The sequence below is a fragment of the Streptosporangium lutulentum genome (assembly GCF_030811455.1).
Taxonomy (GTDB): domain Bacteria; phylum Actinomycetota; class Actinomycetes; order Streptosporangiales; family Streptosporangiaceae; genus Streptosporangium; species Streptosporangium lutulentum.
Window position 1 is genome coordinate 803,603 of record NZ_JAUSQU010000001.1, and the last position, 25,270, is coordinate 828,872.

Annotated in this window: 23 protein-coding genes; 9 read left to right on the forward strand and 14 right to left on the reverse strand. The window is 71.2% G+C overall.

All coding sequences use genetic code 11. From position 1 onward, the window contains the following. Nucleotides 1-172: 172 nt before the first annotated feature. The gene (locus tag J2853_RS03395; protein WP_307554848.1) at nucleotides 173-934 is read right to left on the reverse strand and encodes a DUF2306 domain-containing protein; all 762 of its coding nucleotides are present in this window, start codon (nucleotides 932-934) and stop codon (nucleotides 173-175) included. Between the two features lie 116 nt (nucleotides 935-1,050). On the opposite strand from J2853_RS03395, the gene J2853_RS03400 reads away from it, so the two are divergent. Next, nucleotides 1,051-1,797, forward strand: a complete 747-nt coding sequence (locus J2853_RS03400; protein ID WP_307554850.1) for a TetR/AcrR family transcriptional regulator — start codon at nucleotides 1,051-1,053, stop codon at nucleotides 1,795-1,797. Nucleotides 1,798-2,153: 356 nt separating this feature from the next. Here J2853_RS03400 and J2853_RS03405 read toward each other — a convergent pair whose 3' ends face one another. After that, the gene (locus tag J2853_RS03405; protein WP_307554852.1) at nucleotides 2,154-3,002 is read right to left on the reverse strand and encodes a class I SAM-dependent methyltransferase; all 849 of its coding nucleotides are present in this window, start codon (nucleotides 3,000-3,002) and stop codon (nucleotides 2,154-2,156) included. Nucleotides 3,003-3,149: 147 nt separating this feature from the next. Here J2853_RS03405 and J2853_RS03410 point away from each other — a divergent pair, with 147 nt between their 5' ends. Together J2853_RS03410 and J2853_RS03415 are read left to right on the forward strand one after the other, a co-directional pair. Beyond that, nucleotides 3,150-4,664: a GMC family oxidoreductase gene (locus J2853_RS03410; protein ID WP_307554854.1), complete on the forward strand. Its 1,515-nt coding sequence runs from the start codon at nucleotides 3,150-3,152 to the stop codon at nucleotides 4,662-4,664. A gap of 347 nt (nucleotides 4,665-5,011) precedes the next feature. Further along, nucleotides 5,012-6,364 carry a glycoside hydrolase family 6 protein gene (locus J2853_RS03415; RefSeq protein WP_307554856.1) on the forward strand — a complete coding sequence of 451 codons (1,353 nt, stop codon included), beginning with the start codon at nucleotides 5,012-5,014 and terminating at the stop codon, nucleotides 6,362-6,364. Between the two features lie 184 nt (nucleotides 6,365-6,548). On the opposite strand, the gene J2853_RS03420 is transcribed toward J2853_RS03415, so the two are convergent. Continuing rightward, nucleotides 6,549-7,073 carry a MarR family winged helix-turn-helix transcriptional regulator gene (locus tag J2853_RS03420; RefSeq protein WP_307554858.1) on the reverse strand — a complete coding sequence of 175 codons (525 nt, stop codon included), beginning with the start codon at nucleotides 7,071-7,073 and terminating at the stop codon, nucleotides 6,549-6,551. Nucleotides 7,074-7,152: 79 nt separating this feature from the next. Between J2853_RS03420 and J2853_RS03425 the strand changes: the two genes are divergently transcribed. Continuing rightward, nucleotides 7,153-7,578 carry a DoxX family protein gene (locus tag J2853_RS03425; protein WP_307554859.1) on the forward strand — a complete coding sequence of 142 codons (426 nt, stop codon included), beginning with the start codon at nucleotides 7,153-7,155 and terminating at the stop codon, nucleotides 7,576-7,578. Nucleotides 7,579-7,671: 93 nt separating this feature from the next. Here J2853_RS03425 and J2853_RS03430 read toward each other — a convergent pair whose 3' ends face one another. The 4 genes from J2853_RS03430 to J2853_RS03445 form a co-directional block, all read right to left on the reverse strand. Beyond that, nucleotides 7,672-7,974, reverse strand: a complete 303-nt coding sequence (locus J2853_RS03430) for a hypothetical protein (RefSeq protein WP_307554861.1) — start codon at nucleotides 7,972-7,974, stop codon at nucleotides 7,672-7,674. Nucleotides 7,975-8,218: 244 nt separating this feature from the next. Continuing rightward, nucleotides 8,219-9,955: a hypothetical protein gene (locus J2853_RS03435; RefSeq protein WP_307554862.1), complete on the reverse strand. Its 1,737-nt coding sequence runs from the start codon at nucleotides 9,953-9,955 to the stop codon at nucleotides 8,219-8,221. Nucleotides 9,956-10,019: 64 nt separating this feature from the next. Continuing rightward, nucleotides 10,020-10,970 carry a carbohydrate kinase family protein gene (locus J2853_RS03440; protein WP_307554864.1) on the reverse strand — a complete coding sequence of 317 codons (951 nt, stop codon included), beginning with the start codon at nucleotides 10,968-10,970 and terminating at the stop codon, nucleotides 10,020-10,022. 7 nt (nucleotides 10,971-10,977) lie between these two features. Further along, nucleotides 10,978-11,913 carry a pseudouridine-5'-phosphate glycosidase gene (locus tag J2853_RS03445; RefSeq protein ID WP_307554865.1) on the reverse strand — a complete coding sequence of 312 codons (936 nt, stop codon included), beginning with the start codon at nucleotides 11,911-11,913 and terminating at the stop codon, nucleotides 10,978-10,980. A gap of 346 nt (nucleotides 11,914-12,259) precedes the next feature. Between J2853_RS03445 and J2853_RS03450 the strand changes: the two genes are divergently transcribed. The 5 genes from J2853_RS03450 to J2853_RS03470 all read left to right on the forward strand — a co-directional run bounded on the left by J2853_RS03450 (nucleotide 12,260) and on the right by J2853_RS03470 (nucleotide 17,948). Beyond that, entirely contained in the window at nucleotides 12,260-13,162 is a 903-nt protein-coding gene (locus J2853_RS03450; protein ID WP_307554867.1) for a LysR family transcriptional regulator, read from the forward strand. 222 nt (nucleotides 13,163-13,384) lie between these two features. After that, nucleotides 13,385-14,899 (forward strand): phytoene desaturase family protein, encoded by a 1,515-nt coding sequence (locus J2853_RS03455; RefSeq protein WP_307554869.1) that lies wholly within the window; start codon nucleotides 13,385-13,387, stop codon nucleotides 14,897-14,899. 167 nt (nucleotides 14,900-15,066) lie between these two features. Further along, a complete protein-coding gene (locus tag J2853_RS03460) occupies nucleotides 15,067-15,774 on the forward strand; it encodes a response regulator transcription factor (RefSeq protein ID WP_307554870.1) in 708 nt (235 codons plus the stop codon). After that, nucleotides 15,771-17,210, forward strand: a complete 1,440-nt coding sequence (locus J2853_RS03465) for a sensor histidine kinase (protein ID WP_307554872.1) — start codon at nucleotides 15,771-15,773, stop codon at nucleotides 17,208-17,210. Before J2853_RS03460 ends, J2853_RS03465 begins: the two co-directional genes overlap by 4 nt. An 81-nt stretch (nucleotides 17,211-17,291) precedes the next feature. Further along, complete coding sequence (locus J2853_RS03470) at nucleotides 17,292-17,948, forward strand: TetR/AcrR family transcriptional regulator (RefSeq protein ID WP_307554875.1); 657 nt, start codon at nucleotides 17,292-17,294, stop codon at nucleotides 17,946-17,948. Here the strand turns inward: J2853_RS03470 and J2853_RS03475 are convergent. The 7 genes from J2853_RS03475 to J2853_RS03505 form a co-directional block, all read right to left on the reverse strand. After that, nucleotides 17,937-18,197 (reverse strand): hypothetical protein, encoded by a 261-nt coding sequence (locus J2853_RS03475; protein ID WP_307554877.1) that lies wholly within the window; start codon nucleotides 18,195-18,197, stop codon nucleotides 17,937-17,939. The genes J2853_RS03470 and J2853_RS03475 overlap by 12 nt on opposite strands. A 46-nt stretch (nucleotides 18,198-18,243) precedes the next feature. Further along, nucleotides 18,244-19,116 (reverse strand): helix-turn-helix domain-containing protein, encoded by an 873-nt coding sequence (locus J2853_RS03480; protein WP_307554879.1) that lies wholly within the window; start codon nucleotides 19,114-19,116, stop codon nucleotides 18,244-18,246. A gap of 152 nt (nucleotides 19,117-19,268) precedes the next feature. After that, the gene (locus J2853_RS03485) at nucleotides 19,269-19,475 is read right to left on the reverse strand and encodes a hypothetical protein (protein WP_307554881.1); all 207 of its coding nucleotides are present in this window, start codon (nucleotides 19,473-19,475) and stop codon (nucleotides 19,269-19,271) included. Nucleotides 19,476-19,796: 321 nt separating this feature from the next. Continuing rightward, entirely contained in the window at nucleotides 19,797-20,318 is a 522-nt protein-coding gene (locus J2853_RS03490) for a COG4315 family predicted lipoprotein (protein WP_307554883.1), read from the reverse strand. 180 nt (nucleotides 20,319-20,498) lie between these two features. Further along, entirely contained in the window at nucleotides 20,499-22,304 is a 1,806-nt protein-coding gene (locus J2853_RS03495) for an acyclic terpene utilization AtuA family protein (RefSeq protein ID WP_307554885.1), read from the reverse strand. A 76-nt stretch (nucleotides 22,305-22,380) separates the two neighbouring features. Further along, the gene (locus tag J2853_RS03500; RefSeq protein ID WP_307554887.1) at nucleotides 22,381-23,193 is read right to left on the reverse strand and encodes an enoyl-CoA hydratase-related protein; all 813 of its coding nucleotides are present in this window, start codon (nucleotides 23,191-23,193) and stop codon (nucleotides 22,381-22,383) included. Nucleotides 23,194-23,242: 49 nt separating this feature from the next. Then, complete coding sequence (locus tag J2853_RS03505) at nucleotides 23,243-25,267, reverse strand: acetyl/propionyl/methylcrotonyl-CoA carboxylase subunit alpha (protein ID WP_307554889.1); 2,025 nt, start codon at nucleotides 25,265-25,267, stop codon at nucleotides 23,243-23,245. Between the last annotated feature and the right edge of the window lie 3 nt (nucleotides 25,268-25,270).

Consider the following 25,270-nt stretch of genomic DNA (forward strand, 5'->3'; position numbering starts at 1 on the left):
GCTTTTGTCATACCCGCGAGGGGCGGAGACGATCGGCAAATGCCCGAGATCGCGTATTCACGTTTGGATCTGCCTGCTATGCCCTGCCCACCGTCGTCGGCCCCGTCGACCGCCTGTACTGACCTGGCGGGCACCCGTGCTCAGCTAAACGCGTACTCGTCTAAACGCGTGCTCAGCTGACAGGTGTGAGATCGGGTGCGCGCCGCGCCCGGGTGGGGCGCTTCCTCGTGCGGCCGCGCTCCAGCCACCACTCGACGACCAGAAGGATCACCGTCCACCCCAGCCAGCCGGACAGGCCGGAGATGGTCCAGGTGAACATCGTCTCGTTGCCCTGGAACGTGGTCTCCAATGACGGGCCGAGCGCCACGGTCACGATCACTCCCCAGATCCGGTTCGTGAGGATGGAGAACGTCAGCGCGAAGCTGCGCAGCATCCAGCGCCGGTGCTCGACGTACCGCCGCTGCCGGGCCATCCGGTAACCGGTGGCGGTGAACGCCAGCCACAGCAGCGCGAGCATCACGTTGCTGACCGCCAGCACCGGCCCGAACGGTGTGAGCGCCCCGATGACCAGCCCCGTCAGCCCGGCCGGCAGCACACCGGCGAAGACGTAGGTCCGGCCGAGGTACCGGTGGACGACCGGATGGCGCTGACGGAACCAGGGCCACACCTGCATGAAGCAGGTGAGCATCGCGATCGAGGAGAACATGACGTGGGCCACCAGCAGGGGGTAGTGCGCGGGGAACCCGGGGGGCTGGGGAACCCGCGACTGGGCGGGGTCGCCGATGAGATACGGCGGTAACGAGAACGCGAGGAACAGGACCACCACGAGGCCCAGCGGTGCCATCCACGGACGCTGCCACCAGCGCCTGCGCTCGGCGGCCGGGAGCGAGGTGTCACCGGCGGGGGGCGGCGGGTTTTCCGCGGTCGTGCGCATGAGGGCTCCGATCGGTGGACAGACGATGCGTATGACGTACGCTGAGCGTAGATGATACGCAGAGCGTATGAAATACGCTAAGCGTATGAAATACGCAGACCGCTAGGATGACTGCGATGAGCGAGAACACCGAGGGCGAGCTGCCCCGCACGCTGGAAGTCCTCTGGGGCCGTTCGCGACAGCGCGCCAGAGGTCCGGCGCAGGCCCTCAGCCTGGAGCGGATCGTGGCGACGGCCATCGACCTCGCCGACGCCGAGGGCATGTCGGCCCTGTCCATGGCGCGCCTCGCCGAGCGGCTGGGCTGCGCCACGATGTCGCTGTATCGGCACGTCGCGAACAAGGACGAGCTGCAGGTGTTCATGCTGGACGCCGCCCCGGGACCGCCTCCGGAGTTCGACACCGCACCGGCCGACTGGCGCGCGGCGCTGTCGGAGTGGGCCCTCGGTCTGCTCGGCGTCTACCACCGCCATCCGTGGATCCTGCGGGTCGCCGTCGATCCGCCACTGGACCCCGGGCAACTCGCCTGGATGGACGCGGGTCTGCGCACGCTCGGCGGCACGGCACTGCGTCCGCACGACAAGATGTCGGTGGTCCTGCTGGTGACGCACTACGTACGAGGCGAGGCGCAGATCTCGGCGAACCCGCTCCGGGCCGGCGCCGACGGGGCGGAGGCCATGGGGGAGTACGGCGAGATCCTCGCCCGTCTGGTGGACACCGAACGGTTCCCCGCCCTGGCCGAGGTCGTCGCCGCCGGTGGCCTTGCCGAGGACGACGACCCGCTGGCCGACTTCAGGTCCGGTCTGGAGTGCGTCCTCGACGGCGTGGACGTGAGGGTGCGAGCCGCCCAGGAGGCGAGCCAATAGCCCCGTACGGCCCGGTCCTGCCGAAGCCACGGCCGGGGGCGAAGCAGCCGGAAGCAACGGAGCGGAGAACCTCCGGCCGGGGATGCTTCGGCGGGTTCTCCGCCGACGCGCCGGCGGGCCGGATCGGTGACCGCGGCGCCAAGGTCGTCATCACCGCCGACGGCGGTTGCCGGCGAGGCGCCCCGTCGTCGCTCAGGCCGTCGCGGCGACCGGCCGGCAGCTGACACCACGGCCGGGCCCCTCCCCGAGCCGGGGGTCTGGTGGCAGCGCGAACGAAGCATCAGCCGGCCGTCGAGACGGTGTCCGCGGATCGCATGATATTTGTCGATCTGCCGGTTCGGATTCTCCGAAGAGTTTCAGCGGAGCTCTTGTTTCGACGCGCGCAGGGAGTAGACCAGCGGCACCTGTGGCCGCCCGGCGGGGATGCGATAGATGCCCTGCGTGGTCTGCTGCAGGACGGGGAACTGCGGGTAGAACGTGAAGGCGTGCTCGTGCAGGAACTCCAGGCGCAGGCCGGACGCGATGAGCGTGCTGACCACGTCACCGAGTCCGTGCTGCCACTGCACGCTGCGGTTGGCCGTGGTCGGCGCGTCCTGGTCGGCGTAGCTGCCCGGTTCGTCGGCCACGGTGGCCTCGCGCAGGAAGTAGTCGCGCGTGACCGTCCGGCCGTCCTTGCCCAGGACGTCCGCGATCGGGTGACGTTCGACGAGGTAGAGGAAACCGCCGGGCGCCACCAGCGAGGCCACGGTCCGCGCCCACAGGCCGAGATCCGGGAGCCAGCACAGGGCGCCGATCCCGGTGTAGACGATGTCGAACGTCTTCTCTCCCAGAACCCGTTCGGCGTCGTAGACGTCGGCGGCCACGAAGCGGGCGTCGGCCACGCCGATCCCGGCGGCGAGCGTCCGGGCCTTCTCGACGGCCGGTTCGGAGAAGTCCAGGCCGGTGACCCGGGCTCCGCGCCGGGCCCAGGAGAGGGTGTCCAACCCGATCCCGCACTGCAGGTGCAGCAGGGTCTTGCCCGTGACGTCGCCGACCTCGGAGGCCTCGAAGGGGCGCAGGGTGTCACGACCGTCCTGAAAGCCGGAGACGTCGAAGAGCTCACCGGAGGCATGCAGCGGTACGCGCTCATCCCACCAGGCGCGGTTGCTCTCCCGCCACCCGAGGCGAGCGGAGGAGTGCCGTTGCGCGGGGTCAGGAGTCGTCATGGGGACAGAACGATATCGTGCCGCGCCCGAGAGCGTCCGGGCGGCATCCGAGAGAGTGGGATAAATTCACCCTTATCGTCCTGTTTCTGATGAAGATTCCGATGTATGCCGAAGGCGTGGTGTTCGCCGGAGTAAGGGGGATTCGCGATGGACGATTACGACGTCGTCGTCGTGGGTGCGGGGACGGCCGGCTGCGTGATGGCCGCACGGTTGTCGGAGGACGCCGGCGTGCGCGTGCTCCTGCTGGAGGCCGGCGCGCGGAAGCCGTTGGAGACGAGGCCGCCCGACTGGCTGAGCCTGCAGGGGACGTCGGCGGACTGGGCCGGCACCTCGGTGGTGCAGGCCGCGACGGGGACGAGGATTCCCTGGCCGCGTGGGCGTGGTCTCGGCGGGTCCTCGGCCATCAACGGCATGGTGTTCGTCCGCAGTCATCGTTCGAGTTATGACAGATGGGTGGAAGCCGGCGCCGAGGGCTGGGGATTCGACGACCTGCTTCCGTACATGCGGCGCAGCGAGCACGCGGAAGGACGCGATCCCGCGCTCCGGGGTGCCGGCGGCCCGCTGACGGTGAGCCCGCCGTCACCACTTCATCCCGTGTCGGAGGCCGCGCTGGCCGGGGTCGCCCAACTCGGTTACCGGGCGGCGACGGACATCAACGGCGGCATGGAGGAAGGGTTCGGCCTGACGGACCAGAACATCGTCGGCGGCAGGCGGCAGAGCGCCGCCGACGCCTATCTCGTTCCGGTGCTGGACCGCCCCAACCTCACGGTGCTGACCGGCGCGCCGGCGCACCGGGTGCGGGTGGCGGCCGGACGCTGCACCGGTGTGGAGTACGGCGTGGGCGGCGAGGTGTTCACGGCGGGGTGCCGGGGAGAGGTCGTGCTGACCGCGGGCACGGTGGGATCCGCGCAGTTGCTGATGCAGTCCGGCATCGGCCCCGGGGCCCACCTGCGCGAGGTCGGAGTGGAGGTTCTCCTCGACCTCCCAGGGGTCGGGGCGAACCTGCAGGACCACCCCAGGTCCATGGTCGTCTACAGCCCGGCGCGCCCGATCCCGGCCACCGTGAACGGCCACGGCGAGGTGATCGGTCTGATCCGCAGCGACCCCGCCCTGGACGCACCGGATCTCCAGCTCCAGGTCATGGCGATTCCGTACTTCGCCCCCTCGCTGCCGCCCGAACTGCCCACCCCCGGCCAGGGGTATTCGATCGCCTTCTCCGCGATGGCTCCCCGCAGCCGCGGCTCGGTCCGGCTGGCCGGCGCCGGGCCGGGAACGGCCCCCCTGCTGGATCCGAACTACTACGGCGACCCGCACGACCTGGAGGTGATGACCGTGGGGCTGCGCGTCGCCCGCGCGATCGGGTGCACGGCCGCCCTGGACGCGTGGCGCGGCGCGGAGGTGCTGCCGGGCCCGGAGGTGAAGGACGACGACAGCGTGCGCGCCTACCTGTACAGGAGCCTGCGGACCTACTCCCACCAGGTCGGAACGTGCCGGATGGGCGCGGACGACATGGCCGTCGTCGACACCGGCCTGCGCGTGCGCGGCATCGACGGCCTGCGGGTGGCCGACGCGTCCGTGATGCCCTCCGTCGTGTCCGCCAACACCAATGCCACCGTCTACGCCATCGCCGAGCGCGCGGCCGCTCTCATCCGGGCGCGGTGATCGCAGCCCTGCCCAGAGCCGCAGCCCCGCCCAAAGGCGTGGTCCCGCCCGAAGCCGTGGTCCCGCCCCAAGGCGCAGCCCCGCCCAAAGCTGTAGCCCTGCCCAGGATCGTGGCCCCGCTCGGAGGCGAGAGCGGCTCCGGGTGCCGTACTCGGGCCGGCACGGAGGCAGCCCGGGGACGGCTTCCCCCGCCTCCGGCCGGAGGGTGAAACTTTCAGCGACCCGTGACGGTATCCGCGCAGCTCACAAGCGCGGAAGGGGGGTTCCCGACGGCCGGGACTGTGTGGGTGGACTGCCACGCCGTTACTGTGGGAGCGCTCCCATGTCCTCCAAGAAGGAGCCGTTCCATGCCAAGAAGGTCAGTTCTGGCCACGTTCTGCGCGGCTCTGATGGTCGCGTCCGGCGCTGCGGTCGCCGTCGCCTCCGGCGCGTTCGCGGCCGACTCAACGTTCTACGTCGATCCGCAGACCAACGCGGCCAAATGGGTCGCGGCCAACCCGGGGGACTCCCGTGCCGCGGTCATCCGCGACCGGATCGCCGCCGTGCCGCAGGCCCGCTGGTTCACCACCACGAACACCTCCGCCGTGCGCGCTCAGGTGTCGGCGCTCGTCGGCGCGGCGGCGAGCGCGGGCAAGACCCCCATCCTGGTCGTCTACAACATCCCGAACCGGGACTGCAGCGGCGCGAGCACCGGTGGCGCACCCAACCACACGGCCTACCGGCAGTGGATCGACGAGGTCGCGGCCGGCCTTCAGGGACGCCCCGCGGCGATCATCTTGGAACCTGACGTACTCCCGATCATGACCAACTGCATGAACTCCTCCCAGCAGCAGGAGACCAACGCCTCCATGGCGTACGCCGGCAAGAAGCTCAAGGCGGCCTCGTCGACGGCCAAGGTCTACTTCGACATCGGGCACTCGGCGTGGCTGTCGCCCTCCGACGCCGCGGCCCGCCTGAGGGCGGCGGACATCGCGAACAGCGCGGACGGCATCTCTCTCAACGTCTCCAACTACCGGTCGAACTCCACCGAGATCGCCTACGCCAAGAACATCCTCGCCGCCACCGGCGTCTCCCGGCTGCGCGCGGTGATCGACACGAGCCGCAACGGCAACGGCCCGCAGGGCAGCGAGTGGTGCGACCCGGCCGGCCGGGCGATCGGCACGCCGAGCACGAACGTGACCGGCGACTCCATGATCGACGCATTCCTCTGGATCAAGCTGCCGGGCGAGGCGGACGGCTGCATCGCGGGGGCCGGGCAGTTCGTGCCGCAGCGCGCCTACGACCTGGCCATGGCGGCTCCGCCGCCCTCCGACCCGCCCACCACCCCGCCCACCGTGCCTCCGACTCCTCCCGTCACCCCCACGCCGACTCCCACCGTCGTCCCGCCCGGAGGCAAGGCGTGCACCGCCACCTACAGGCTCACCGGCTCCTGGCAGGGCGGCTTCCAGGCCGAAGTGACCGTGAAGAGCACCGGGGGAGCGGCCACGGCGGGCTGGACGGCGAACTGGTCCTTCCCGAACGGTCAGAGCATCACCCAGCTCTGGAACGGCACGCACACCCAGAGCGGAGCCGGCGTCTCGGTGAGGAACGTGGCGCACAACGGAAACCTCTCCCCGGGCGCCTCCACGTCCTTCGGCTTCACCGGTAACTGGTCCGGAACCAACGGTGTGCCGTCCTCCGTGAGCTGCACCGCCGCCTGACCCGGCGATGCGGCCATGATCCGGTACGGCTCGCGCGGTCATGCTCCCCCGCGCGAGCCGTATCGGGTATCTCTCGTTCCCCGGACGGATCCACGGCCGGGGAGATCGTTCCGGAGGACTTCCACGCTCCGGGCGGCTCCCCGGTGAGGAGTGCCGGAGGCGGCCCGACGGACGCCGGGGCCGATCAGCCGCCCCAGGTGAGGGACGAGGGCTCCGTCGGCCGGGCGGGGATGGGCGCCCCGAGCCGCCGGCCGGCCGCCGAGGTCATCGCCTCGGCGGCCTTTGTCATGATCCGGGTCATGATCTGGAGTTCGTCGGGAGTGAGCCGATCGATCAGGCAGGCGCGAACGACGGCCACATGCCCCGGGGAGGTCCGCTCCAGGCAGCGCACGCCCTCCTCGGTGAGCACGGCGAGGACGCCCCGGTCGTCGGAGGGGTGGGTGGTCCGCTCGACGAGACCCCGTTTCTCGAGCTGGCGGATCTGGTAGGTGATCCCGCTCTTGGACACCACCACCTGGCGGGCGAGCTCAGTCATCCGCAACCGCCGTCCGGTGGAGACCGAGAGCTTTGTCAGGATCTCGTACTGGGCATGGGTTAGACCGGAGGCTTTCAGCTGCTCCTCGACGCGCCGCTCCAGCAGATGGGTCGCCGCGACATACGCCGTCCAGGCGTCCGTCTCCGTCTTGCTGAGCCATTGAGCGTCCGTCATCCAGACATTCTACGACTTGTTTAAATTTAAACTATCCATTTCGCTGGATTTCGCGGACGAATGACGGAAGGGAGTCGTCATGTTTGACACGCTTCGTCTCGGTGCTCTCCTGCTGGCACGGATCGGCATCGGGGCGATCTTCCTCTTCCACGGTATACAAAAGTTCACGACCACGGGGATCGCCGGGGTCGCGACGTTCTTCGAATCGGTGGGGGTGCCGCTGCCGGGGGTGGCCGCGCCGGGGGTGGCCGCGCTTGAGGTCGTCGGCGGGATCGCCCTCATCTTGGGCGCCGCACTGCCCGTCTTCGGCACCCTGCTCGCGCTGGACATGATCGGCGCGATCGTGTTCGTCCACGGGATGAACGGCTTCGTGGTGGAGAACGGCGGCTTCGAGTTCGTTCTCGCTCTCGCGGCGGGCAGCCTGGCCGTCGGCTTCGGCGGCGGTGGAGCGTTCGCCGTCGACGGCATGCTGCGGCAGCGAAGGCGGCAGCGAGCCATGGCGTAAGGCCGTGGCGTAAGGCCACGGCGTAGGGCCGTGGCGTAGAGCCACGGTGCGGGGCGACGGCGGGTACAGGCGGATACCGGCGCGCCCGCCGCTTCAGCGAGGCAGCCGGGTCGAGGTCTCCCTGACGATCCGGGTGAGGAGCGGTGCGACGTCCGGTCTGCTGTCGAGCAGTTCGTCCAGCCGAACCCGCCAGGCCCCGGCCTCGGAAAACTCGGAAAGCGCCGTGTCCGCCTCCGACTGCAGGCGGAGGCGCGTTCGCGAGAGCTTCAGCCGGTACGGGGCACCGAGGTGCTGCTCGACCGTGTCGCTGAGCCACCGGTAGGTGTTCTTGTTGGCCGCGGACACGAAGACCCGCGCGCCCTCCCACGCGACACGCCGGGGGTGAAGGGCTTCCATGACCGCATGGTACGTCCGGGTCGACGCCCTGCCCATAGATATGAAAAGACCGCCGAGGGAATCGACGGGCGGTGATCGTCCCGTCCGGAGACGCCGCGCCTCACCCCGGTGTCCCGCGGCCTCACGGCCGGACGTGGCCCAGCCGTCTCACCCGGAAACACGAGGTTCGGCCGAGGCGTCCTGAGGCTTCACGATCGGGCGCGGCCAGCCGATCCGGCCGGAGACGCCTCGCACCCGTCGTGGCTCAGCTGGGTAGCTGGGCGTCCAGGCGGTAGCCGTCCACGGTGACGTACACCTGGTCGCCCGGCCGGGCGTTCAGGCGCATCAGCACCGGCTGCAGGGAGTCGAAGACGGGGTGGTCCCGCCAGACCAGCACCACCGCGTTGTCACCGGGGCCGGTCACCGACAGCAGCGTGCCGGGTCGCATGCCGAGGCGGGTGGCGTACCCCTCGGGCACGGCCACCGGGCCGCCTCGCAGGTGGTCGCTGGTCACCTCTATCCGCTGCCAGCGGCTCGGGTCGGTGGTCGGGGTGGTCTGCGGGGGGAGCGGTGCGCGCCGGCTGGTGATCAGGTGCGGCCGGGTGTTGCCGCCGGACAGGGCCGAGAGCGCGGCCAGGGCGGCGCGCGGGTCGATGGAGTCGGGGCTCACCTGCGGGATCGGCGCCCCGCCGCGGTGGCGGTGGCCGTTGACGCCCGGGGTGCGGCGCGGCAGCTGCTTGGTGGCCTCGGCGGCGACGGCCTCCTCCGACCAGGTGTCCGTCGGTGTGGCGCTCGCGGCGAGTGCGTCGAGCCAGGCCTGGGCGGAGTGGGCGCGGATACCGAGCTGGTTCTCCATGAGGGCGACCGCGTCGGCGTCGATCGGTTTGTTCGCCAGAAGCTGGCGGGTCCGGTCGCGCAGGCCGCCCAGATCGCCCACGACGAGCCAGTCGTCCTGGAGCCGCCGGTCGGGCATGAGCGTGACCAGCACCCGCCAGAGCGGGGTACGGAGCGTGGGGACCTCGATCGCGTGAGCGGGGTCGGCGCCGACGAGCTGGTCCTTGGTGGCGGCGGCGCCCAGCCATTCGGTGAGCCCGAACATGTGGCCGGTGAGCGGAGCGGACTCCGAGGAGCGCAACCAGAGCAGTATGCGTTCCTCGGCGGAGCGCTGAGCCGTGGAGAGGGCGTCGCGGTCGGCGTTCAGCTTGTGCGCGAGCGCGCGCAGGCTGATCGGGTCGACGGCGAAGAGCCGTTCCACGGCGACCGCGCGTTCCAGGGGGCTCCAGTCGCGGAACATGTTGTCCACCAGGCGCACCAGCGGGTAGTCGCTGAGGCGGACCGCGGGCTCCGGGGCCGGCTGAGGAGCGGGTTGGGGGGCCGGCGGGGGAGGCGGTGTCTGCTGTCCCGGCGCGGGGGCCTGTGCCGGTACCTGCGTCGGGACCTGTGCCGGAACCGGCGCGGGAAGCGGTGCCGGGGCCTGCGCCGGGACCTGTGCGGGAAGCGGTGCCGGGATCTGCGGGGGAGCCTGCACCGGGGCCTCCGCGGCGGCGGGCACGGACGGCGCCGCCTGCTCGGGGATCCCGGGAATCCGGCTGAGCACCTCGTTGAACACGGCCGTGATCACGGCTTCGGGGGAGGCGGGCATCGACGGCCCGTTCAGGTCGCCGGCGCTCAGGCGGCGCAGCCGGGACCAGCCGCCCAGCCCGGAGATGGCCGAACGCGCGTCGTCGGGCCAGCCGGGCAGGGTCGGGTCGACCGTGTGCACGTGGAGCGCGGGCAGCACGTCACACAGCGGCAGGTGATCCCACCGGGATAGCGAGAGCCGGGCCAGCCGGTCGCAGACCCAGTCGAGACCGGCGATGCCGAGGGCCTTGGGCAGGGTGACCGAGGCCCACCAGCCCGCGGGCAGGCGGGAGTCGGCCAGGGCTTCGGCGACCTGCTGTGGCCGGCTCCAGCGCAGGGCCGGAACCAGATCACTCAGGCAGATCGATGACTCGGCATCCATCGGCGGACCGCAACCTCCCCAAAGTGACGCATGTTGCTAATGGTGCAGCCTACGCCGCAAGCTATCAATTGGTGTTAAGAGGGTAAAGCTGGTTCGTATTCAGATCAGACCGAAGGCTACGCGGTCGACCGCCTACGAGCGATACCGCCTCAGCTCCGGCACGGCGTCCGGCGTCCAGAGCGGCCTCGTCGTCAGCCCCTTTGAGCAGGGCCGTCAGCAGTCCGGCGGCGAACGCGTCTCCCGCACCAATGGAGTCAATCACCTTGGCGGCGACTCCGGGAACCCAGGCGGCCAACTTTCCGTTCCGGGCCATCAGCGCGCCCCGGGAGCCGAGCTTCACCGCCGCCGCGCCGTAGCGGAGGCTCAGCTTCTCGGCCGCCCGCTCGGCGGAGGTCTCGCCGGTGAGCAGCAGGGCCTCGTCCCGGTTGGGGATGATCAGCTGGGAGGTCAGGGTCTCCTGGATGAAGCGCTCGGGGCCGAACGAGCGCAGGAAGCCGGTCGAGGCGGGATCCACGCTGATCGAGACACCGCGCCGGGCGGCCTCGGCCAGGGCCAGCCGGGAGAGCTGCAGTCCCGGTTCGGCGAACAGCGTGTATCCGGACAGGTGAAGATGGTCCACCCCGTCGAGCAGGCTGTCGTCCCAGTCGTCGATGCCGATGTGCCCGCCCGCGCCCCGGTTGGTGAGCATGGAACGCTCTCCGGTCCCGTCGACCATGGCGATCACCACGGCCGTCGGCCGGTCGGGGTCCACCCGCAGGTGCGGCCGGACCCCGAAGCGCCGCAGCTCGGCGGCGTGCCACTCACCGGTGTCGAAGCCGACCCGGGTCAGGATTCGCGTGTCGGCGCCCAGGTGGGCGGCCCAGGAGGCCGTGTTGGCCCCCGAGCCGCCGGGGCGCAGCACGATGTCGGCGGCGGTGTCCGTTCCGACGGCCAGGCCGGCCAGGGCCGACCCTCCGTGGAGTGCGACGACATCGGTGACCACGTCGCCGATGACCAGCAAACCTGTTCCGGTCACGACGGCCTCAGTTTCCCTGGCTCCAGGAAACCGCGATCTGACCGGCGACGCGGGCGTTGCCCCGCACGGCGGCCAGGTTCGCCTCAAGGGAGGCGCCGTCGGTGCCGCGCACGAGATACCCCAGCAGGAACGGGGTGATGGCCTGGCCGGTGATCTTCTCCCGCTCGGCCGCGTCGAGGGCGGCGGCGAGGACCCGGTCGTGCAGGGCGGGGTCGAGCTGTTCCTCCAGCGGCACCGGGTTGGCCACGATCAGCGCGCTCTCCGGGCCGCCGAGCGCGTCCTGCGCCCGCATGATGCCCGCGGCCTCGGCCGGAGTCTCGATCCGCCAGTCGATCGGCTCGCCGGAGGTGTGCAGGTAGAAGCCGGGGAACTCGTCGGTGCGGTACCCCGCGACGGTGACGCTCCGCGTCTCGAGCCGCTGGAGGGTGGCGGGGACGTCCAGGATGGACTTCACGCCCGCGCAGACGACGGTGATGCGGGTACGGCTCAGCATGTCGAGGTCGGCCGACTCGTCCTGGGTGTCGGCCCACTCGCGGTGCACGCCGCCGAGACCGCCGGTGGCGAAGATCCGGATGCCCGCCCTGGCGGCCAGGAACGAGGTCGCCGAGACCGTGGTCGCCCCGCTGACCCCGAGCGCGGCGGCGGCGGGCAGGTCGCGGAAGCCGAGCTTGCGAAGGCCGGACTCACCGGCGACCCGCTTCAGCTCGTGCTTGTTCAGGCCGATGCGTGCGACGCCGTCCAGCACCGCGATCGTCGCCGGTACGGCCCCGGCCTTGCGGACGATCTCCTCCAGCTCCACCGCGACCTCGAGGTTGCGAGGCTGCGGGAGGCCGTGCGAGATGATCGTGGATTCGAGTGCCACGATCGGAGCACCGTTCTCCAGTGCCTCGGCCACCTCGGGAGAGGGGCGGAGCATGCTGACGGGCTGTTCGATGGTACGCATGAGCTAGTTCTGTCTCCTCATCAGGGGCCGGTTCCTGCCCCTTTTTGGAGCGGTGCAAACGGCGCCGTCTCCCCTAAAATGAGCACGTTACGGTGCTTGCCGGGAGACGTCCACTCAAAGGTCAGCCAACGACCGCGGTGTGAATCGGTGAGATCATGCCGATGAGGGCCGTGGCGGGGGTCTCTCCCGGCGCCGATCGGATACCGCGCCGCTCGCCGTACCCGCTCATCGCACCCGCTCACCGCAATGGTGCCGGTCCGCCCGGAGAGGCGCGGCGGTCGCGACCCGCGTGCGGGTGAGGGCGGCCGGTGGACGTCGTCTCCTCAAAAGGTCATAGCGTGGGGCTATGAGTACGCTGCCCGATCTCGAGTCCCTGCGCCTGCTCGTCGATGTGGACCGCCTGGGCAGCCTCGGCCAGGCGGCCCGGGCCGGGGGTATCGCCCAGCCGTCGGCGAGCAAGCGGATCTCGTTGCTGGAGCGCCGCCTCGGGTTGCCGCTGCTGGAGCGCACCCCGCGTGGCTCCACCCTCACCCCGCAGGGCGCGATGGTCTCGGCCTGGGCCACTCAGGTGCTGTCGGCGGCCGAGGAGCTGATGCGCGGGGTGGAGGCGGTACGGCACGGCCGGGCGGCCCACCTGCACATCGCGGCCAGCATGACCGTGGCCGAATACCTGCTGCCGCGCTGGCTGGGGGAGCTGCAGAGCCGGGAGTCCACGGTCCAGGTCGGTCTGGACGTACAGAACTCGGCGGAGGTGGCGAAACTCGTCGGCGGCGGGGTTGAGCTCGGATTCGTGGAGGGGCCCTCGGTGCCGGCCGGGCTGACCTCCCGGGTGGTCGCCACCGACCGGCTCGTCGTGGTGGTCGCGCCGGGGCACCCGTGGGCACGGCGCCGGACCTCGCTGCTCGCCGCGGAGCTGGCCGCCACCCCGCTGGTCGTCCGCGAGCGGGGCTCCGGCACTCGCGAGACCCTGGACCTCGCGCTGGCCGGACACGCCGTCGCCGCCCCCAGGCTCGAACTCGGCTCCAACGCCGCGGTCAAGGGCGCCGCGAGCGAGGGCGCCGCCCCGGCCGTGCTCAGCGGCTACGCCGTGGAGGCGGAGCTGGCCACCGGCCGCCTGGTCGAGGTGTCCACCCAGGGCATCGACCTCGAACGCCGCCTGCGTGCGGTCTGGCGCCGCGGCAGCACCCCCACCGGCCCCGCCGCGACCCTTCTGAAGATCACCCTCTCCGTGGCTCGTGAGCATCCGTGAGCCGGACGACCGGTGACCGGTGCGCCGGTGGGCGGTGACCGATGACCGGTGCGCCGGTGGCCCGTGAGCGGCCGTAGACCGTTTTGTCGCCTTCGATATATGGTGCGCGGCATGGTGGTTATTGAGATGTCCGGCGCGCTCTGTCCTGAGCCGCACTGGCAGACCGGTCTCTGACCACCCGGAGTCCCCGCCCCGCCACCCCTCACCTCCTCGGGATGTCTCGTGCTCCGTTCTCGCTATGACGCCGTGATCGCCGGAGGCGGTCACAACGGTCTGGTCGCCGCCGCCTACCTCGCACGGGCGGGCCGCCGGGTTCTCGTCCTGGAACGCCTCGACCACGTCGGCGGCCTCGCCGTCTCGGCGCGGGCGTTCCCCGGGGTCGACGCCCGGATCTCGCGCTACTCCTACCTGGTCAGCCTCCTCCCCACCAAGATCGTGGAAGACCTCGGGCTCCGGATCGCGCTGCGTCGCCGGCGCTACGCCTCCTACACGCCCGTGGGGGACACGGGACTGCTGGTGGACAACGGCGACGCCGCCCGGACCGCCGCCTCCTTCACCCGGGTCACCGGCGGCCCCGCCGACCTGGACGCGTGGCGGCGCTTCTACGCGATGACCGCCGGCGTGGCGGAGCGGGTGGCGCCGACGTTGCTGGAACCCCTCGTGGACCGCGCGGCGATGCGCGACCTCGTCGGCGACGAGGCCTGGCGGGAGCTGTTCGAACGGCCGATCGGCGAGGTCGTGGACGAGCGGTTCGCCGACGACACCGTGCGCGGCGTGGTGCTCACCGACGCGCTGATCGGCACCTTCGCCGACCCCTCCGACCCGAGCCTGCTCGCCAACCGGTGCTTCCTCTATCACGTGATCGGCGACGGGACCGGCGACTGGAACGTCCCGGTCGGCGGGATGGGCGCGGTCTCCGGGGGACTCGCGGACGTCGCCCGCGCGGCCGGAGCCGAGATCCTGACCGGCGCCGAGGTCCTCGCCGTCGACCCCTCCGGCGAGGTCGCCTTCCGCGACGCCGACGGGGAGCACACGGTCCGGGGCGACCGGGTTTTGGCCAACGTGCCGCCCGCCGTCCTCGCCCGTCTGCTGGGAGCGGGGGAGCCCGCGCCCGAGGGAGCCCAGCTCAAGGTCAACATGGTGCTGTCGCGGCTGCCCCGGCTCAGGGACTCCGGGGTGGACCCCGTGGCGGCGTTCAGCGGCACGTTCCACATCAACGAGGGCCGCGACCAGCTCGCCCGCGCCTACGCCGAGGCGTCCGCCGGGCGGATCCCGGAGCTGCCCCCGGCCGAGGTCTACTGCCACTCGCTGACCGACCCGTCCATCCTCGGTCCCGAGCTGCGGGCCGCCGGGGCCCAGACGATGACCCTGTTCGGCCTGCACATGCCCGCCCGGCTGTTCCGCGAGGATCCGGCGGGCGCCCGCGAGGCCGCGCTGAGCGCCACGCTCGCCTCGATGAACCGGGTGCTCGCCGAGCCGATCGAGGACTGCCTGCTGCGCGCGCCCGACGGAGGCCTCTGCCTGGAGGCGAGGACCCCGGTCGACCTGGAGAACGAGGCGGGCCTGCCCGGCGGCCACATCTTTCACCGCGACCTGTCCTGGCCGTACGGCGAGCCGGGACGGTGGGGCGTGGAGACCGGGTTCGAGCGCATCCTGCTCTGCGGCGCGGGCGCCCGGCGCGGCGGCGGGGTCAGCGGCATCCCCGGCCACAACGCGGCCATGGCGCTCCTGGCCTGAGACCGGCCGCGGAGCCGTCGCCGGACCGGTCTCGGGCCAGGAGGCGCGGCTCCGCCCGGCCGGGGCGCTCACCGCGGACGAACGTGACCGAGAGCCTGCTTGAGGTCCTTATGGTGACGAATGGGTCATTCATAGGGTTTTCATGGTGAGCGTCTAGCGTTGGGCCCATGGTTGACGGTGAGGCCGCGCGGGTGCTGGTCGTGGACGACGAGCCCGCGCTCAGGGAGGCGTTGCAGAGCAGTCTGGAGTTCGAGGGATACAGGGTCGGCCTGGCCTCGGACGGGCAGGCCGCGCTGGAGACGCTGGAGCGGGAGCGGTACGACCTGGTGCTGCTCGACGTGATGATGCCCCGGCTGGACGGGTTGAGCGCCTGCCGCAGGCTCAGGGCGGCCCGCAACCACGTGCCGGTGCTCATGCTCACCGCCCGCGACGCCGTGGGCGACCGCGTCTCGGGACTGGACGCCGGGGCCGACGACTACCTGGTCAAACCGTTCGAGCTGGACGAGCTGCTGGCCAGGGTCAGGGCGCTGCTGCGGCGCGTCGCGCTGAGCGCGCCCTCGGCGGAGGACGACGGCGTGCTGGTCCACGCCGACCTGCGGATGGACGTCTTCAGCCGGGAGGTCACCAGGGCGGGCGAGCCGCTCGAACTGACCCGGACCGAGTTTCTCCTGCTGGAGCTGCTCATGGTCCACCCTCGCCAGGTGCTCACCCGCGAGCAGATCCTCAGCGAGGTGTGGGGCTTCGACGTCGAGCCGTCCTCCAACTCCCTCGACGTCTACGTCATGTATCTGCGCCGCAAGACCGAGACCGCGGGACGCCCCCGGCTGATCCACACGGTCAGAGGCGTCGGCTACGTGCTGCGGACCTCGCAGTGAACAGCCGCCGGTCCCTGCGCTCGCGGCTCACCCTGCTGGTGGCGACGGCGGTCGCGGTGGCGATCGCGGTGTGCGCGGCGGTCTGCTGGGTCCTCGTCAGGAGCGAGTTGCTCGACCAGATGGACCGGTCGCTGCACGGGCCGAAGGGACCGCAGGGCATCGAGTGGATCCGCTCGTACTGCTTCATGGGCGTCCCCGAGCGGCCGCTGCCGCCCCGGTTCCAGCCCCTCCAGGTGATCGACGCGCGGGGAGGCAGGTGTGTCGTCGGCGCCCCCGCGGTCAAGGTCACCCCGGCCGACCTCGCCCTGGCCGCTGCGCCCGCGGGACGCGAGTCGATCAGGAACGGCACCACGGAGAAGGGGGCGGAGGTGCGCGTGCTGACCTGGAGCGTCGGAGCCGGCCTCGCGGTGATGGAGTCCCGGACGCTGACCGAGTTCCAGGCCACCCTCACCACGCTCGCCTGGATTCTCGCCGGGGTCGCCGCGCTCGGCGTGCTCGGCGCGGCCTCGGCGGGACTGCTCGTCTCCCGTACGGCGCTGCGCCCGGTCGGCCTCCTGGCCGAGGCCGTCGAACACGTCGCCAGGACCGAGGACCTCGACACCAGGCTCCCGGTCGAGGGCACCGACGAGATCGCCAGGCTGGTCACCTCGTTCAACACGATGACCACCGCGCTGGCCGGATCCCGCGAGCGCCAGCGGCGGCTGATCGCCGACGCCGGGCACGAGCTGCGCACCCCGCTCACCAGCCTGCGCACCAACATCGACCTGCTGCTGCGCAGCGAGAACGCGGGCCGCCCGCTGGACCCGGATCCCAAACGCAGGCTGCTGACCAGCCTCAAGGCCCAGTTCGAGGAGATGTCCACGCTGGTGGGGGGTCTGCTGCAGCTCTCGCGCTCCGAGGACGAGCACGAGCCGTACGTCGAGGTCGCCTTCCACGACGTGGTCGACTCCGCCGTGCGCCGGGCCCGCCTGCGTGCCCCCCACGTCTCGATGGAGGTGGAGCTGCGCCCCTGGTACGTCCACGGCGACCAGGCCGCCCTGGAGCGGGCGGTGATGAACCTGCTGGACAACGCGGTGAAGTTCTCGGGCGACGGCTCGACGGGCGACGGCTCGACGGGCGACGCGGGGAGCGGCCCGGCGGCGGATCCGGCGAATGGCTCGCCGGAGGGTCCGGCGGGCCCGGTGACCGTACGGCTTCACGAGGGCGAGCTGACCGTGAGGGACCACGGCCCGGGCATCCCGGAGGACGAGCTGCCGTATGTGTTCGACCGGTTCTGGCGGTCGTCCTCGGCTCGCGGCATGCCCGGCTCGGGGCTGGGACTGGCCATCGTGGCGCAGGCCGTACGGGACGCCGGGGGAGAGGTCGCGCTGGAGAACGCCGCCGGACGCGGAACCCTCGCCCGGATGCGCCTGTCCGGCTCTCCCGTACGAGGCTGACCGGGGGTCCGCTCCGCGACCGTGGCTGAACCGCCGCATCGAGAGCACCGCACCGGAGGATCGCAACTGTAGTCTTGCGCGGTGCACAGCGGAGGAGGGGCGCGCAGCAGCCGCGCAGACCAGGCCGATCAGCGTCGAGCGGAGCTGCTCGACGCCACCCGAAGGGTCGTGCTGGAGCGGGGGCTGGCCAGCACCCGCGTCGCCGACATCGCCAAGGCGACCAATGTGAGCGGCGGGCTGATCCACTATCACTTCGCCACCAAGGACGATCTCATCACCGCGATGCTCCGCAGCACCAGCGAATCGGAGATCCAGCGGCTGAGGGAGATCGTCGCGGAACCGGGTACCGCCGTGGAGCGGCTGGACCGCGTCCTGCTCTTCTACATCCCGGCCTCCCGCTCCGACCAGAGCTGGATCCTCTGGCTCGACGCCTGGGCCGTCGGGGTGCGCGAGGCGCACGTCCGGGCCATCCTGCTGGAGCTCGAAGGCACCTGGATCGAGATCCTCGGCGAGGTGATCGCGGAGGGGGTGGCCACGGGCGAGTTCGTCTGCGACGACCCCCAGGGGTCGGCCGAGCGGATCGACGGCATGCTGGACGGTCTGGTGGTCCGCTACACCCTGCACGCCGGAAACATGTCCCGGACCCGCCTTCTGCACCACGCCCGGGTCGCCGCCGCCCGCGAGGTCGGACTGGACCTCGCGGCCTTTCCCGCCGCGTCCTCGGTGTCAGGCGGGTAACGCCGCGAGGAGGAAGGCCAGCCGCGCGGCGGCATCCTCGACGTAGTCGGCGGTGCCGAGCCGGTAACCCCACGAGGTGACGAAGCCACCGTCGGGGGAGCACGTCACGGTCTCCACCAGGTTGTTGCTGAACCGATTGCGGACGCAGACGTAAGCAGGATCCCCAAAGGAAATCTTCTGCACCGACAAGTCCGCATGCAACCGAGTCGCAATGGCGAACCTCTCCAGGCAAGACAGCGTGTCCAGCATCGTGCGTCACCTCCGTCTCGACAGAGAATTGCACGATCTTGGGGGATTAATCAAGCAATTGCGGCTTTTTGCCTGCCGATTGTCTGGCGAAGTCCTCCAGCACTCTGACGATCACGGATCTGGCCTCCTCCCTGAAGACCGCCGCCTCGGCGAGCTCCTCGAACGCCCGCGTGTAGAAGGTGAGGTCGTCGGGGTCGCGGAGGATCAGGTCCCTGGTCCTGGTCGGCACCGCGACATGGTCGTCGTCGTAGATCCAGAAGCCGTTGAGCAGGGCGGACGGAAGGGGGGCCTCGAAGGGGATCACGCCGAACTCCACGTTGGGGAGCGCGGTCACGGCCAGCAGCCTGTCGAGCTGCCCGCGCATCACGTCGAGCGGGGCCAGCCGGTAGCGCAGCACGGCTTCGGGCAGGACGAACCTGAACTTCTTGCTCTGGTCGTAGAGGATCTCCTGGCGTCGCATGCGCACCCGGATGGCCGAGTCGACCTCGTCGGGGGCGTTGTAGAGACGCTTGATCCTGGAGAAGATGCTCCGGGCGTACTCGGTGGTCTGCAACAGGCCGATGACGACGCCCGGCTCGAAGACCCGCAGCAGCGCGGTCCGGGCCTCCATCTCCCGGATGTCCTCCTGGAGGGCGGCCAGGCCGCTGCGATGCCGCTGCCGCCAGGAGTCCTGGCGCTCCAGCAGCGCCGAGGCCTGCTCTATCAGCTCCGCGACGATCTCCGGGGTGGCCGCTACCGCCTGCCCCCACTGGACGATGTCGTCCCCTGTGGCGGTCTGGCGGGCGTTCTCCAGCCGCGAGACCTTGGAGGCCTGCCACCGGAGCCGCTCGGCCAGCTCCTTGCCCGACAGGCGAGCCGACTCGCGCAACTGCCGGAGTTGCGCGCCCAGGTCGGTCCTGGCCTGCTGGAACCCGCTCACACGATCTCCTCGACTGGTCGTGTGGGTGAGACGCCGCAGTGGCTGCCGACCTGGTCGTTCCGCGTATTCACGTCATCTCCCGCATGGTGCGCACGACGCTAGCCCCGAGCGCGTGGATCATGCCATAGACGGCTCCCAATCGTGACCAATATTTACAGAAGCACCTTGCGGGCGATGTCTACGAGAAGCTCGCGGGGGACCTCGATAATGGTCTCGCCGTCCAGGACGTCGCGCAGATCGGCCAGGGCTTCCGCGTCGGTCACGTGGAGGCCCTGAACGACGATGGTGCCGCGATCGGTTTCGTAGAGAGAGGGGCAGGCGCCCGCCTCCGAGGTAGAGCCGAGAAACCGCAGGCGCATGACTGATTCCTTCCCGAGCCAGTCCTATGAAGCAATTGCGTGCAATCTTAGAGTTCGGAAGGTTGCATGAAGGTTTCAACCATGAAATTGCGGACGTTTCGCCCAAGGGGTGCGACCAGTGGCCTCACGTGTGCGGCCGGCGGTACGAATTGAGCGGCGAGTCGCCGCGCCCCGCCGGGCCCGGTCCCGCTGATCGCCTCCCGCGCCCGATCGCAACCCCTCCGACCGCCGCGCCCGGCCCCGGGAACCACTGTGGCCGCCACACCCCGACAGGGTGTGGCGGCCACAGTGGTTCCCGGACGTCCCGGAAGGCGGGCGGCCCTAGCCGTGCACCTTCTCGCCGTTCGGGTGCACGGCGTACCACTCGGCGCCGAAGCCGTTGACGTCGTTGCCCGTGGTGTCGCCGGCCTTCTGGTCCTTGATGTAGTAGTAGAGCGGATGGCCGTTGTAGGTCACCTGGGTCTCGCCGTCGTCCCGCTTGACGGTGCCGAGCAGATTCTCCTTGACGCCGTTCTCGGCCTTTGGTTTCTCCGACGTGACGAACGGCGGCCACGCCTGGGCACAGGGGCCCGAACACGCGGACTTCCCGTCCTTGTCCTTCTCGAAGAGATAGAGCGTGCGGCCCCCCTCCCCTACCAGGATCTTTCCGATCTTCGTTTCCGCCACTTCGACCGCGGCTCTGGCCGTGGACATCGTGGGCGTCGCGGATGTCGCGGTTGGGGTCGGTGTCACTTTGACCTCGTCCGCAGTGATTGGTTCGGTCGCGTCCTTCTCTTCGGTGCCGCCGCATCCGGTGGCGAACAAGCCAACCGCGAGCACGCCGGCATAAAGCAACTTCCTCATCCCCGACCTCCAAGGAAGTAAGGCCAATACGGGTACCCAGGAAACACCTGCGCCACTCCGGCCCGTGGCCGCGACACGACCCCTTCGGCAAGTCTTTGCCTGCCCTGACCTGCGACCTTCATCTCCGCCGGTGCCGCCGGTGCCGCCGGTCCGTCCGGGGGAGCGGGCCGTACGGGGAGATCAGAGGAGGGAGCGGGGGATCTCGGCGAGCTTCGCGCGGAGCTCCTCGCCGAGGGCCTTGGCCTGGGCGTCGAGGCGAGGACTGGCGGCCACGCCCCGGCCGAGGAGGCCGTGGACCACGAAGTTGAGGGCGAGCAGGTTGGGCAGTTCGAAGCGTTCGACCCTGAGCGTCGCGGTGGACGGGAGGAGTTCCGCCAGCCGCTCGACCGTCAGGTAGCCGGCCAGCCAGTCGAACTGCCCGGTCGTGCGGACCCAGACGCCCAGGTTGGCGTTTCCGCCCTTGTCCCCGGAGCGGGCGCCCACGATCGCGCCCAGCGGGATTCGCACGACCGGCGAGTCGTCGTCGGCCGCCGGCTCGCTCCGTCCGGACTCCCCGGCGGGGATCACCGGCGTGACCGGCTCCGCCTGGAGCCCGGGATGTCCGCCGCCACGTTTCCCGTCGCCGGGCCGCGAGCCGTCGGGCCGGAGGTCGCCGGCCCGCCGGTCGCCGGGGTGAGGACCGCCGGACGGCGGTCCGTCCGGCGGCAGGGGTTCGAGCCGCCGGCCGTCGAGCCAGACGTGTGCCCGTACGGCCCGCGCGGGGACGAGGGTGGGCCAGTAGACGCCGTAGGGAGAGGCCTGACCGGGGGGAGTGAGACCGTAGAAGCCCGGATAGCTGGCCAGGCCGGTCTCGACCACGGCCGAGGAGAAGGCGCGTCCGGCCTTCCTGGAGTCGGCGTCCATCACGGTGACGCGCAACAGGGCGGTGTCGGCCAGCGGGGTGAGCTCGACGTGGACCTGCTCGAAGGACTCCCTGGGGACGCGGGACCAGATGGCGTCCTGCGCGAGCCGGGCCTTGGCCTCGATGTCCAGGCCGGTCAGGACCATGGTCATGGTGTTGCGGTAGCCGCCCAGGTAGTTGATCGCCACCTTGAGCGTGTCGGGCGGGGCCTCACCGCGCGTTCCCGAGATCCGGACCCGGTCCGGACCCTCCTGCTCCAGCCGGATCGTGTCGAACCGTGCGATCACGTCGGGGCCCGGGTACCGGGGCGAGGAGATCTCGTAGAGCAGTTGCGCGGTGACGGTGCCGACCGAGACCCGGCCGCCGGTTCCGGGATGCTTGGTGATCACGCTGGATCCGTCGGCGTGCAGTTCGGCGATGGGGAACCCGCAGTGCGCCAGGTCCGGCACCTCGCCGAAGAACGCGTAGTTCCCGCCGGTCGCCTGGCAGCCGCACTCGATGACGTGCCCGGCGACCACCGAGCCGGCCAGCGCGTCGTGGTCGCCGGGGCGCCAGCCGTACCGCCAGATTCCCGGTCCGGTGACCAGCGCGGCGTCGGTGACCCGTCCGGTCACCACCACGTCCGCCCCGGCGGTCAGGGCGTCGGCGATCGGCCGGCCGCCCAGGTAGGCGTTGGCGGTCAGCGGCGCCGAGGGGAGTCTCTCCCCGGTGTCCAGGTTCGTCGCGTCGCCGAGGTCGTGACCGGTCAGGTCGTCGCCGGTCACGTGCGCGACCCGCACCGGCAGGCCGAGCCGGCCGGCCAGCTCGCTCACCGCTTCGGCGCACCCGGCCGGATCCAGGCCGCCCGCGTTGGACACGACCTTGATGCCCCGGTCCAGGCACGTCCCGAGAACCTGCTCCAGTTGCGTCAGGAAGGTCGGCGCGTATCCGGGACGGCCCTTCAGCCGGTTGCCGGCCAGGATCAGCATGGTCAGCTCGGCGAGCCAGTCGCCGGTGAGGACGTCGATCGGACCGCCCTCCACCATCTCTCTCGCGGCGGACAGCCGATCGCCGTAGAAACCGGAGCAGTTGGCGACGCGCAGCATCAATCCCCCTCGGATCCGGGGACCCGGGACGCGGATCGCCTCTCCCCGGCGCCGGAACGGCCGGTGACGCGGGGCATCACGCCTCCTCGGGCCCGGGTATCCAGGACGCGGGCCGCTTCTCCATGAAGGCGGCGATTCCCTCCTGCCCCTCGGCGGAGGTGAAGCGCCGGGCGGACAGTTCGGCCATCTGGCGCATGCCCTCCTCGACGGTCAGCGTGGGCACGGTCCGCACGAGCTGCTTGGTGATCGCGAGCGCCTCCGGGCCGCCGCGCAGCAGCATGCCGGCGTAGTGGGCGACCACGCTGTCGAGATCCTCCTCGGGCACGGCCCGGGTGAGCAGGCCGATCTCCTGCGCGCGGGCCGCGTCGAAGACCTCCCCGGTGAGCAGGTACTCGGCGGCGGCCCGGGGGTCGAGCCGCCGCAGCACCGTCACCGAGATCATCGCGGGGACCACGCCGAGCCGGACCTCGGTGAACGCGAACGACGCCGAATCCGGCGCGATCGCGAAGTCGCACGCCGCCACCAGGCCCAGCCCTCCGGCGCGGGCGGTGCCGTTCAACCGGCAGACGACCGGCTTGGGACTCTCCCAGATCAGGTTCATGATCTCCGGGAACGAGGCGGTCACCGGAGCCTCGTGCGCGTTGCCCGGCTCGGCCCGCTGCTCCTTCAGGTCCGCACCGGAGCAGAACACCGGCCCGGTCGCGGTGAGCACGATCACCCGGACGTCGTCGGCGGCCAGCGCCCAGTTGAGCCGGTCCTCCAGATCGCCGAGCAGACGCACGGACAGCGCGTTGCGGTTGCGCGGGGAGTCCAGGGTGATCGTCGCGACCCCTCCGGACACCTCCTTGTGCACCAGGCGTTCCACTGGCCAACCACCGTCGGTGTTCATCCCAATCCTTCCAGCGTGGAGATTCCGGGCTCTGGTCCGGGCGAGGACGTCAATCCCGCTCCTCGATCACGGCCAGTACGGCCCCCGCCTCGACCTGCCGGCCCGGTGTCACGTTCAGCGCGGACACCGTGCCCGAGGTGGGGGCGGTGATGCGATGTTCCATCTTCATGGCCTCCAGGACCATGACCACCTGCCCCGCGCCGACGGGCTCGCCGGGTTTGACGTCGACGCGCAGCACGGTACCGGGCATGGGCGCCAGCAGGGAGCCCGGGGTCAGGTGCTCGACCGGTTCGGGGAGGCGGGGCAGCGGTGTGAGCCGTACGGAACCGAGGGGGGAGTCCACGTGGGTCACCCCGTCATAGCGGGCGACCGCGAACCGGTGCCGCACGCCCGAGGTCTCCAGGACGACCAGGGAGGGGGTGGCACTGACCAGGCTCGTGCGGGGGAGCCCCTCGGCTCGCAGGCCATCCCGGCCGAGCCGGTAGGCGACCTCCGCCTCCGCGAAGGCGGTGCGCTGCGGCTGCGACACCACGTTGCGCCACCCGCTCGGCAGACCGGTCTGCACGGTCGCCGCCGCCCGGTTGGCCGCCGCCGACGCGAGGGCGGCGGCGAGGGCGGACAGCGGCACGGCACCCGGCCTCGCCGGGTCGTGCTCCGCCGTGGCCGGTCCGTGTTCCGGTCCGGTCAGGTCGTGTTCGTCCAGGAACCCGGTGTGGGTGTCCCCCGAGAGGAACGCCTCGTGGCGCAGCACCCTGACCAGGAGGTCGCGGTTGGTGACGGGGCCGTGGATCCGGGCGTTCGCCAGGGCGGTGGCGAGCCTTCTCACCGCGTCGGCGCGGCTCGCTCCGCAGGAGATGACCTTGGCGAGCATCGGGTCGTAGTGGACCCCGATCTCCGAGCCGTCCTCGACCCCGGAGTCCAGCCGGAGGCCGTGGGACAGGGGCGCGAAGCGCGAGGTCACCCCGGGGATCTCGAAGCGGTGCAGGGTGCCGCTCTGCGGGAGCCAGTCGAGGGCGGGATCCTCGGCGTAGAGCCGTACCTCGACGGCGTGGCCCGAGGGCCGCGGCGGCGACGCGGCGAGCCTGGTCCCCTCGGCGATCCTGAGCTGGAGCTCGACGAGGTCGACGCCGTGGACGCACTCGGTGACGGGGTGTTCCACCTGGAGCCGGGTGTTCATCTCCAGGAACGCGATCGTGTCGTCCTTGACGAGGAACTCGACGGTTCCCGCCCCGACGTATCCGATCGCCTTCGCGGCCCTGACCGCCGCGTCGCAGAGGTGAGCGCGCGTCTCCGGGGAGATCGCCGGGGACGGGGTCTCCTCGACCACCTTCTGGTGCCGCCGCTGGATCGAGCACTCGCGCTCACCCAGCGCCCACACCGTCCCGTGCAGGTCGGCCAGGATCTGCACCTCGATGTGCCGGGCGCCCTCCAGCAGGGGCTCGACGAAGACCGTCCCGTCCCCGAACGCCGACGAGGCCTCCCGCCGCGCCGACTCGACCGCCTCCGGCAGGTCGTCGGTCAGCCGCACGACCCGCATCCCGCGCCCGCCGCCGCCGGCCGACGCCTTCACCAGCAGGGGGACCGGCCATCCGGACGCCGAACCGCTCATCCGCGTGAAGACGACGTCCAGGTCCCGTTCGAGGTCGTCCATCGAGTAGCCGGGCCCGGCGGTGAAACCGGGGAGCACCGGGACCCCGGCGCCGGACATCAGCGCCTTGGCCTCGATCTTGGAGCCCATGGCGGCGACGGCCTCCGGAGGGGGGCCGATCCAGGTCAGGCCGGCGTCCAGTACGGCCCGCGCGAACGCGGCGTTCTCCGACAGGAAGCCGTAGCCGGGGTGAACCGCGTCGGCCCCGGTCCTGCGGGCCGCGTCGACGATCTTCTCTATGGACAGGTAGGTGTCGGCGGGCCTGACCCCGGCGAGCCGTACGGCGTGGTCGGCCTCGGCCACGTGCGGCGCGTCGGCGTCCGCGTCGGAGAAGACCGCGACGGTCTCGACGCCGAGGTCGCGGCAGGTGCGGAAGACGCGGCGGGCGATCTCACCCCGGTTGGCGACGAGAAGGCGGCCGATCACGAG

Coding starts and splice junctions, on each gene's coding strand:
- J2853_RS03495 (WP_307554885.1), bottom strand. CDS start 22,304: ATGCTGCGCGTCGCCAACTGCTCCGGTTTCTACGGCGATCGGCTGTCC.
- J2853_RS03460 (WP_307554870.1), top strand. CDS start 15,067: ATGGTTGACGGTGAGGCCGCGCGGGTGCTGGTCGTGGACGACGAGCCC.
- J2853_RS03400 (WP_307554850.1), top strand. CDS start 1,051: ATGAGCGAGAACACCGAGGGCGAGCTGCCCCGCACGCTGGAAGTCCTC.
- J2853_RS03405 (WP_307554852.1), bottom strand. CDS start 3,002: ATGACGACTCCTGACCCCGCGCAACGGCACTCCTCCGCTCGCCTCGGG.
- J2853_RS03430 (WP_307554861.1), bottom strand. CDS start 7,974: ATGGAAGCCCTTCACCCCCGGCGTGTCGCGTGGGAGGGCGCGCGGGTC.
- J2853_RS03420 (WP_307554858.1), bottom strand. CDS start 7,073: ATGACGGACGCTCAATGGCTCAGCAAGACGGAGACGGACGCCTGGACG.
- J2853_RS03445 (WP_307554865.1), bottom strand. CDS start 11,913: ATGCGTACCATCGAACAGCCCGTCAGCATGCTCCGCCCCTCTCCCGAG.
- J2853_RS03415 (WP_307554856.1), top strand. CDS start 5,012: ATGCCAAGAAGGTCAGTTCTGGCCACGTTCTGCGCGGCTCTGATGGTC.
- J2853_RS03435 (WP_307554862.1), bottom strand. CDS start 9,955: ATGGATGCCGAGTCATCGATCTGCCTGAGTGATCTGGTTCCGGCCCTG.
- J2853_RS03450 (WP_307554867.1), top strand. CDS start 12,260: ATGAGTACGCTGCCCGATCTCGAGTCCCTGCGCCTGCTCGTCGATGTG.
- J2853_RS03475 (WP_307554877.1), bottom strand. CDS start 18,197: ATGCTGGACACGCTGTCTTGCCTGGAGAGGTTCGCCATTGCGACTCGG.
- J2853_RS03500 (WP_307554887.1), bottom strand. CDS start 23,193: ATGAACACCGACGGTGGTTGGCCAGTGGAACGCCTGGTGCACAAGGAG.
- J2853_RS03395 (WP_307554848.1), bottom strand. CDS start 934: ATGCGCACGACCGCGGAAAACCCGCCGCCCCCCGCCGGTGACACCTCG.
- J2853_RS03425 (WP_307554859.1), top strand. CDS start 7,153: ATGTTTGACACGCTTCGTCTCGGTGCTCTCCTGCTGGCACGGATCGGC.
- J2853_RS03410 (WP_307554854.1), top strand. CDS start 3,150: ATGGACGATTACGACGTCGTCGTCGTGGGTGCGGGGACGGCCGGCTGC.
- J2853_RS03490 (WP_307554883.1), bottom strand. CDS start 20,318: ATGAGGAAGTTGCTTTATGCCGGCGTGCTCGCGGTTGGCTTGTTCGCC.
- J2853_RS03485 (WP_307554881.1), bottom strand. CDS start 19,475: ATGCGCCTGCGGTTTCTCGGCTCTACCTCGGAGGCGGGCGCCTGCCCC.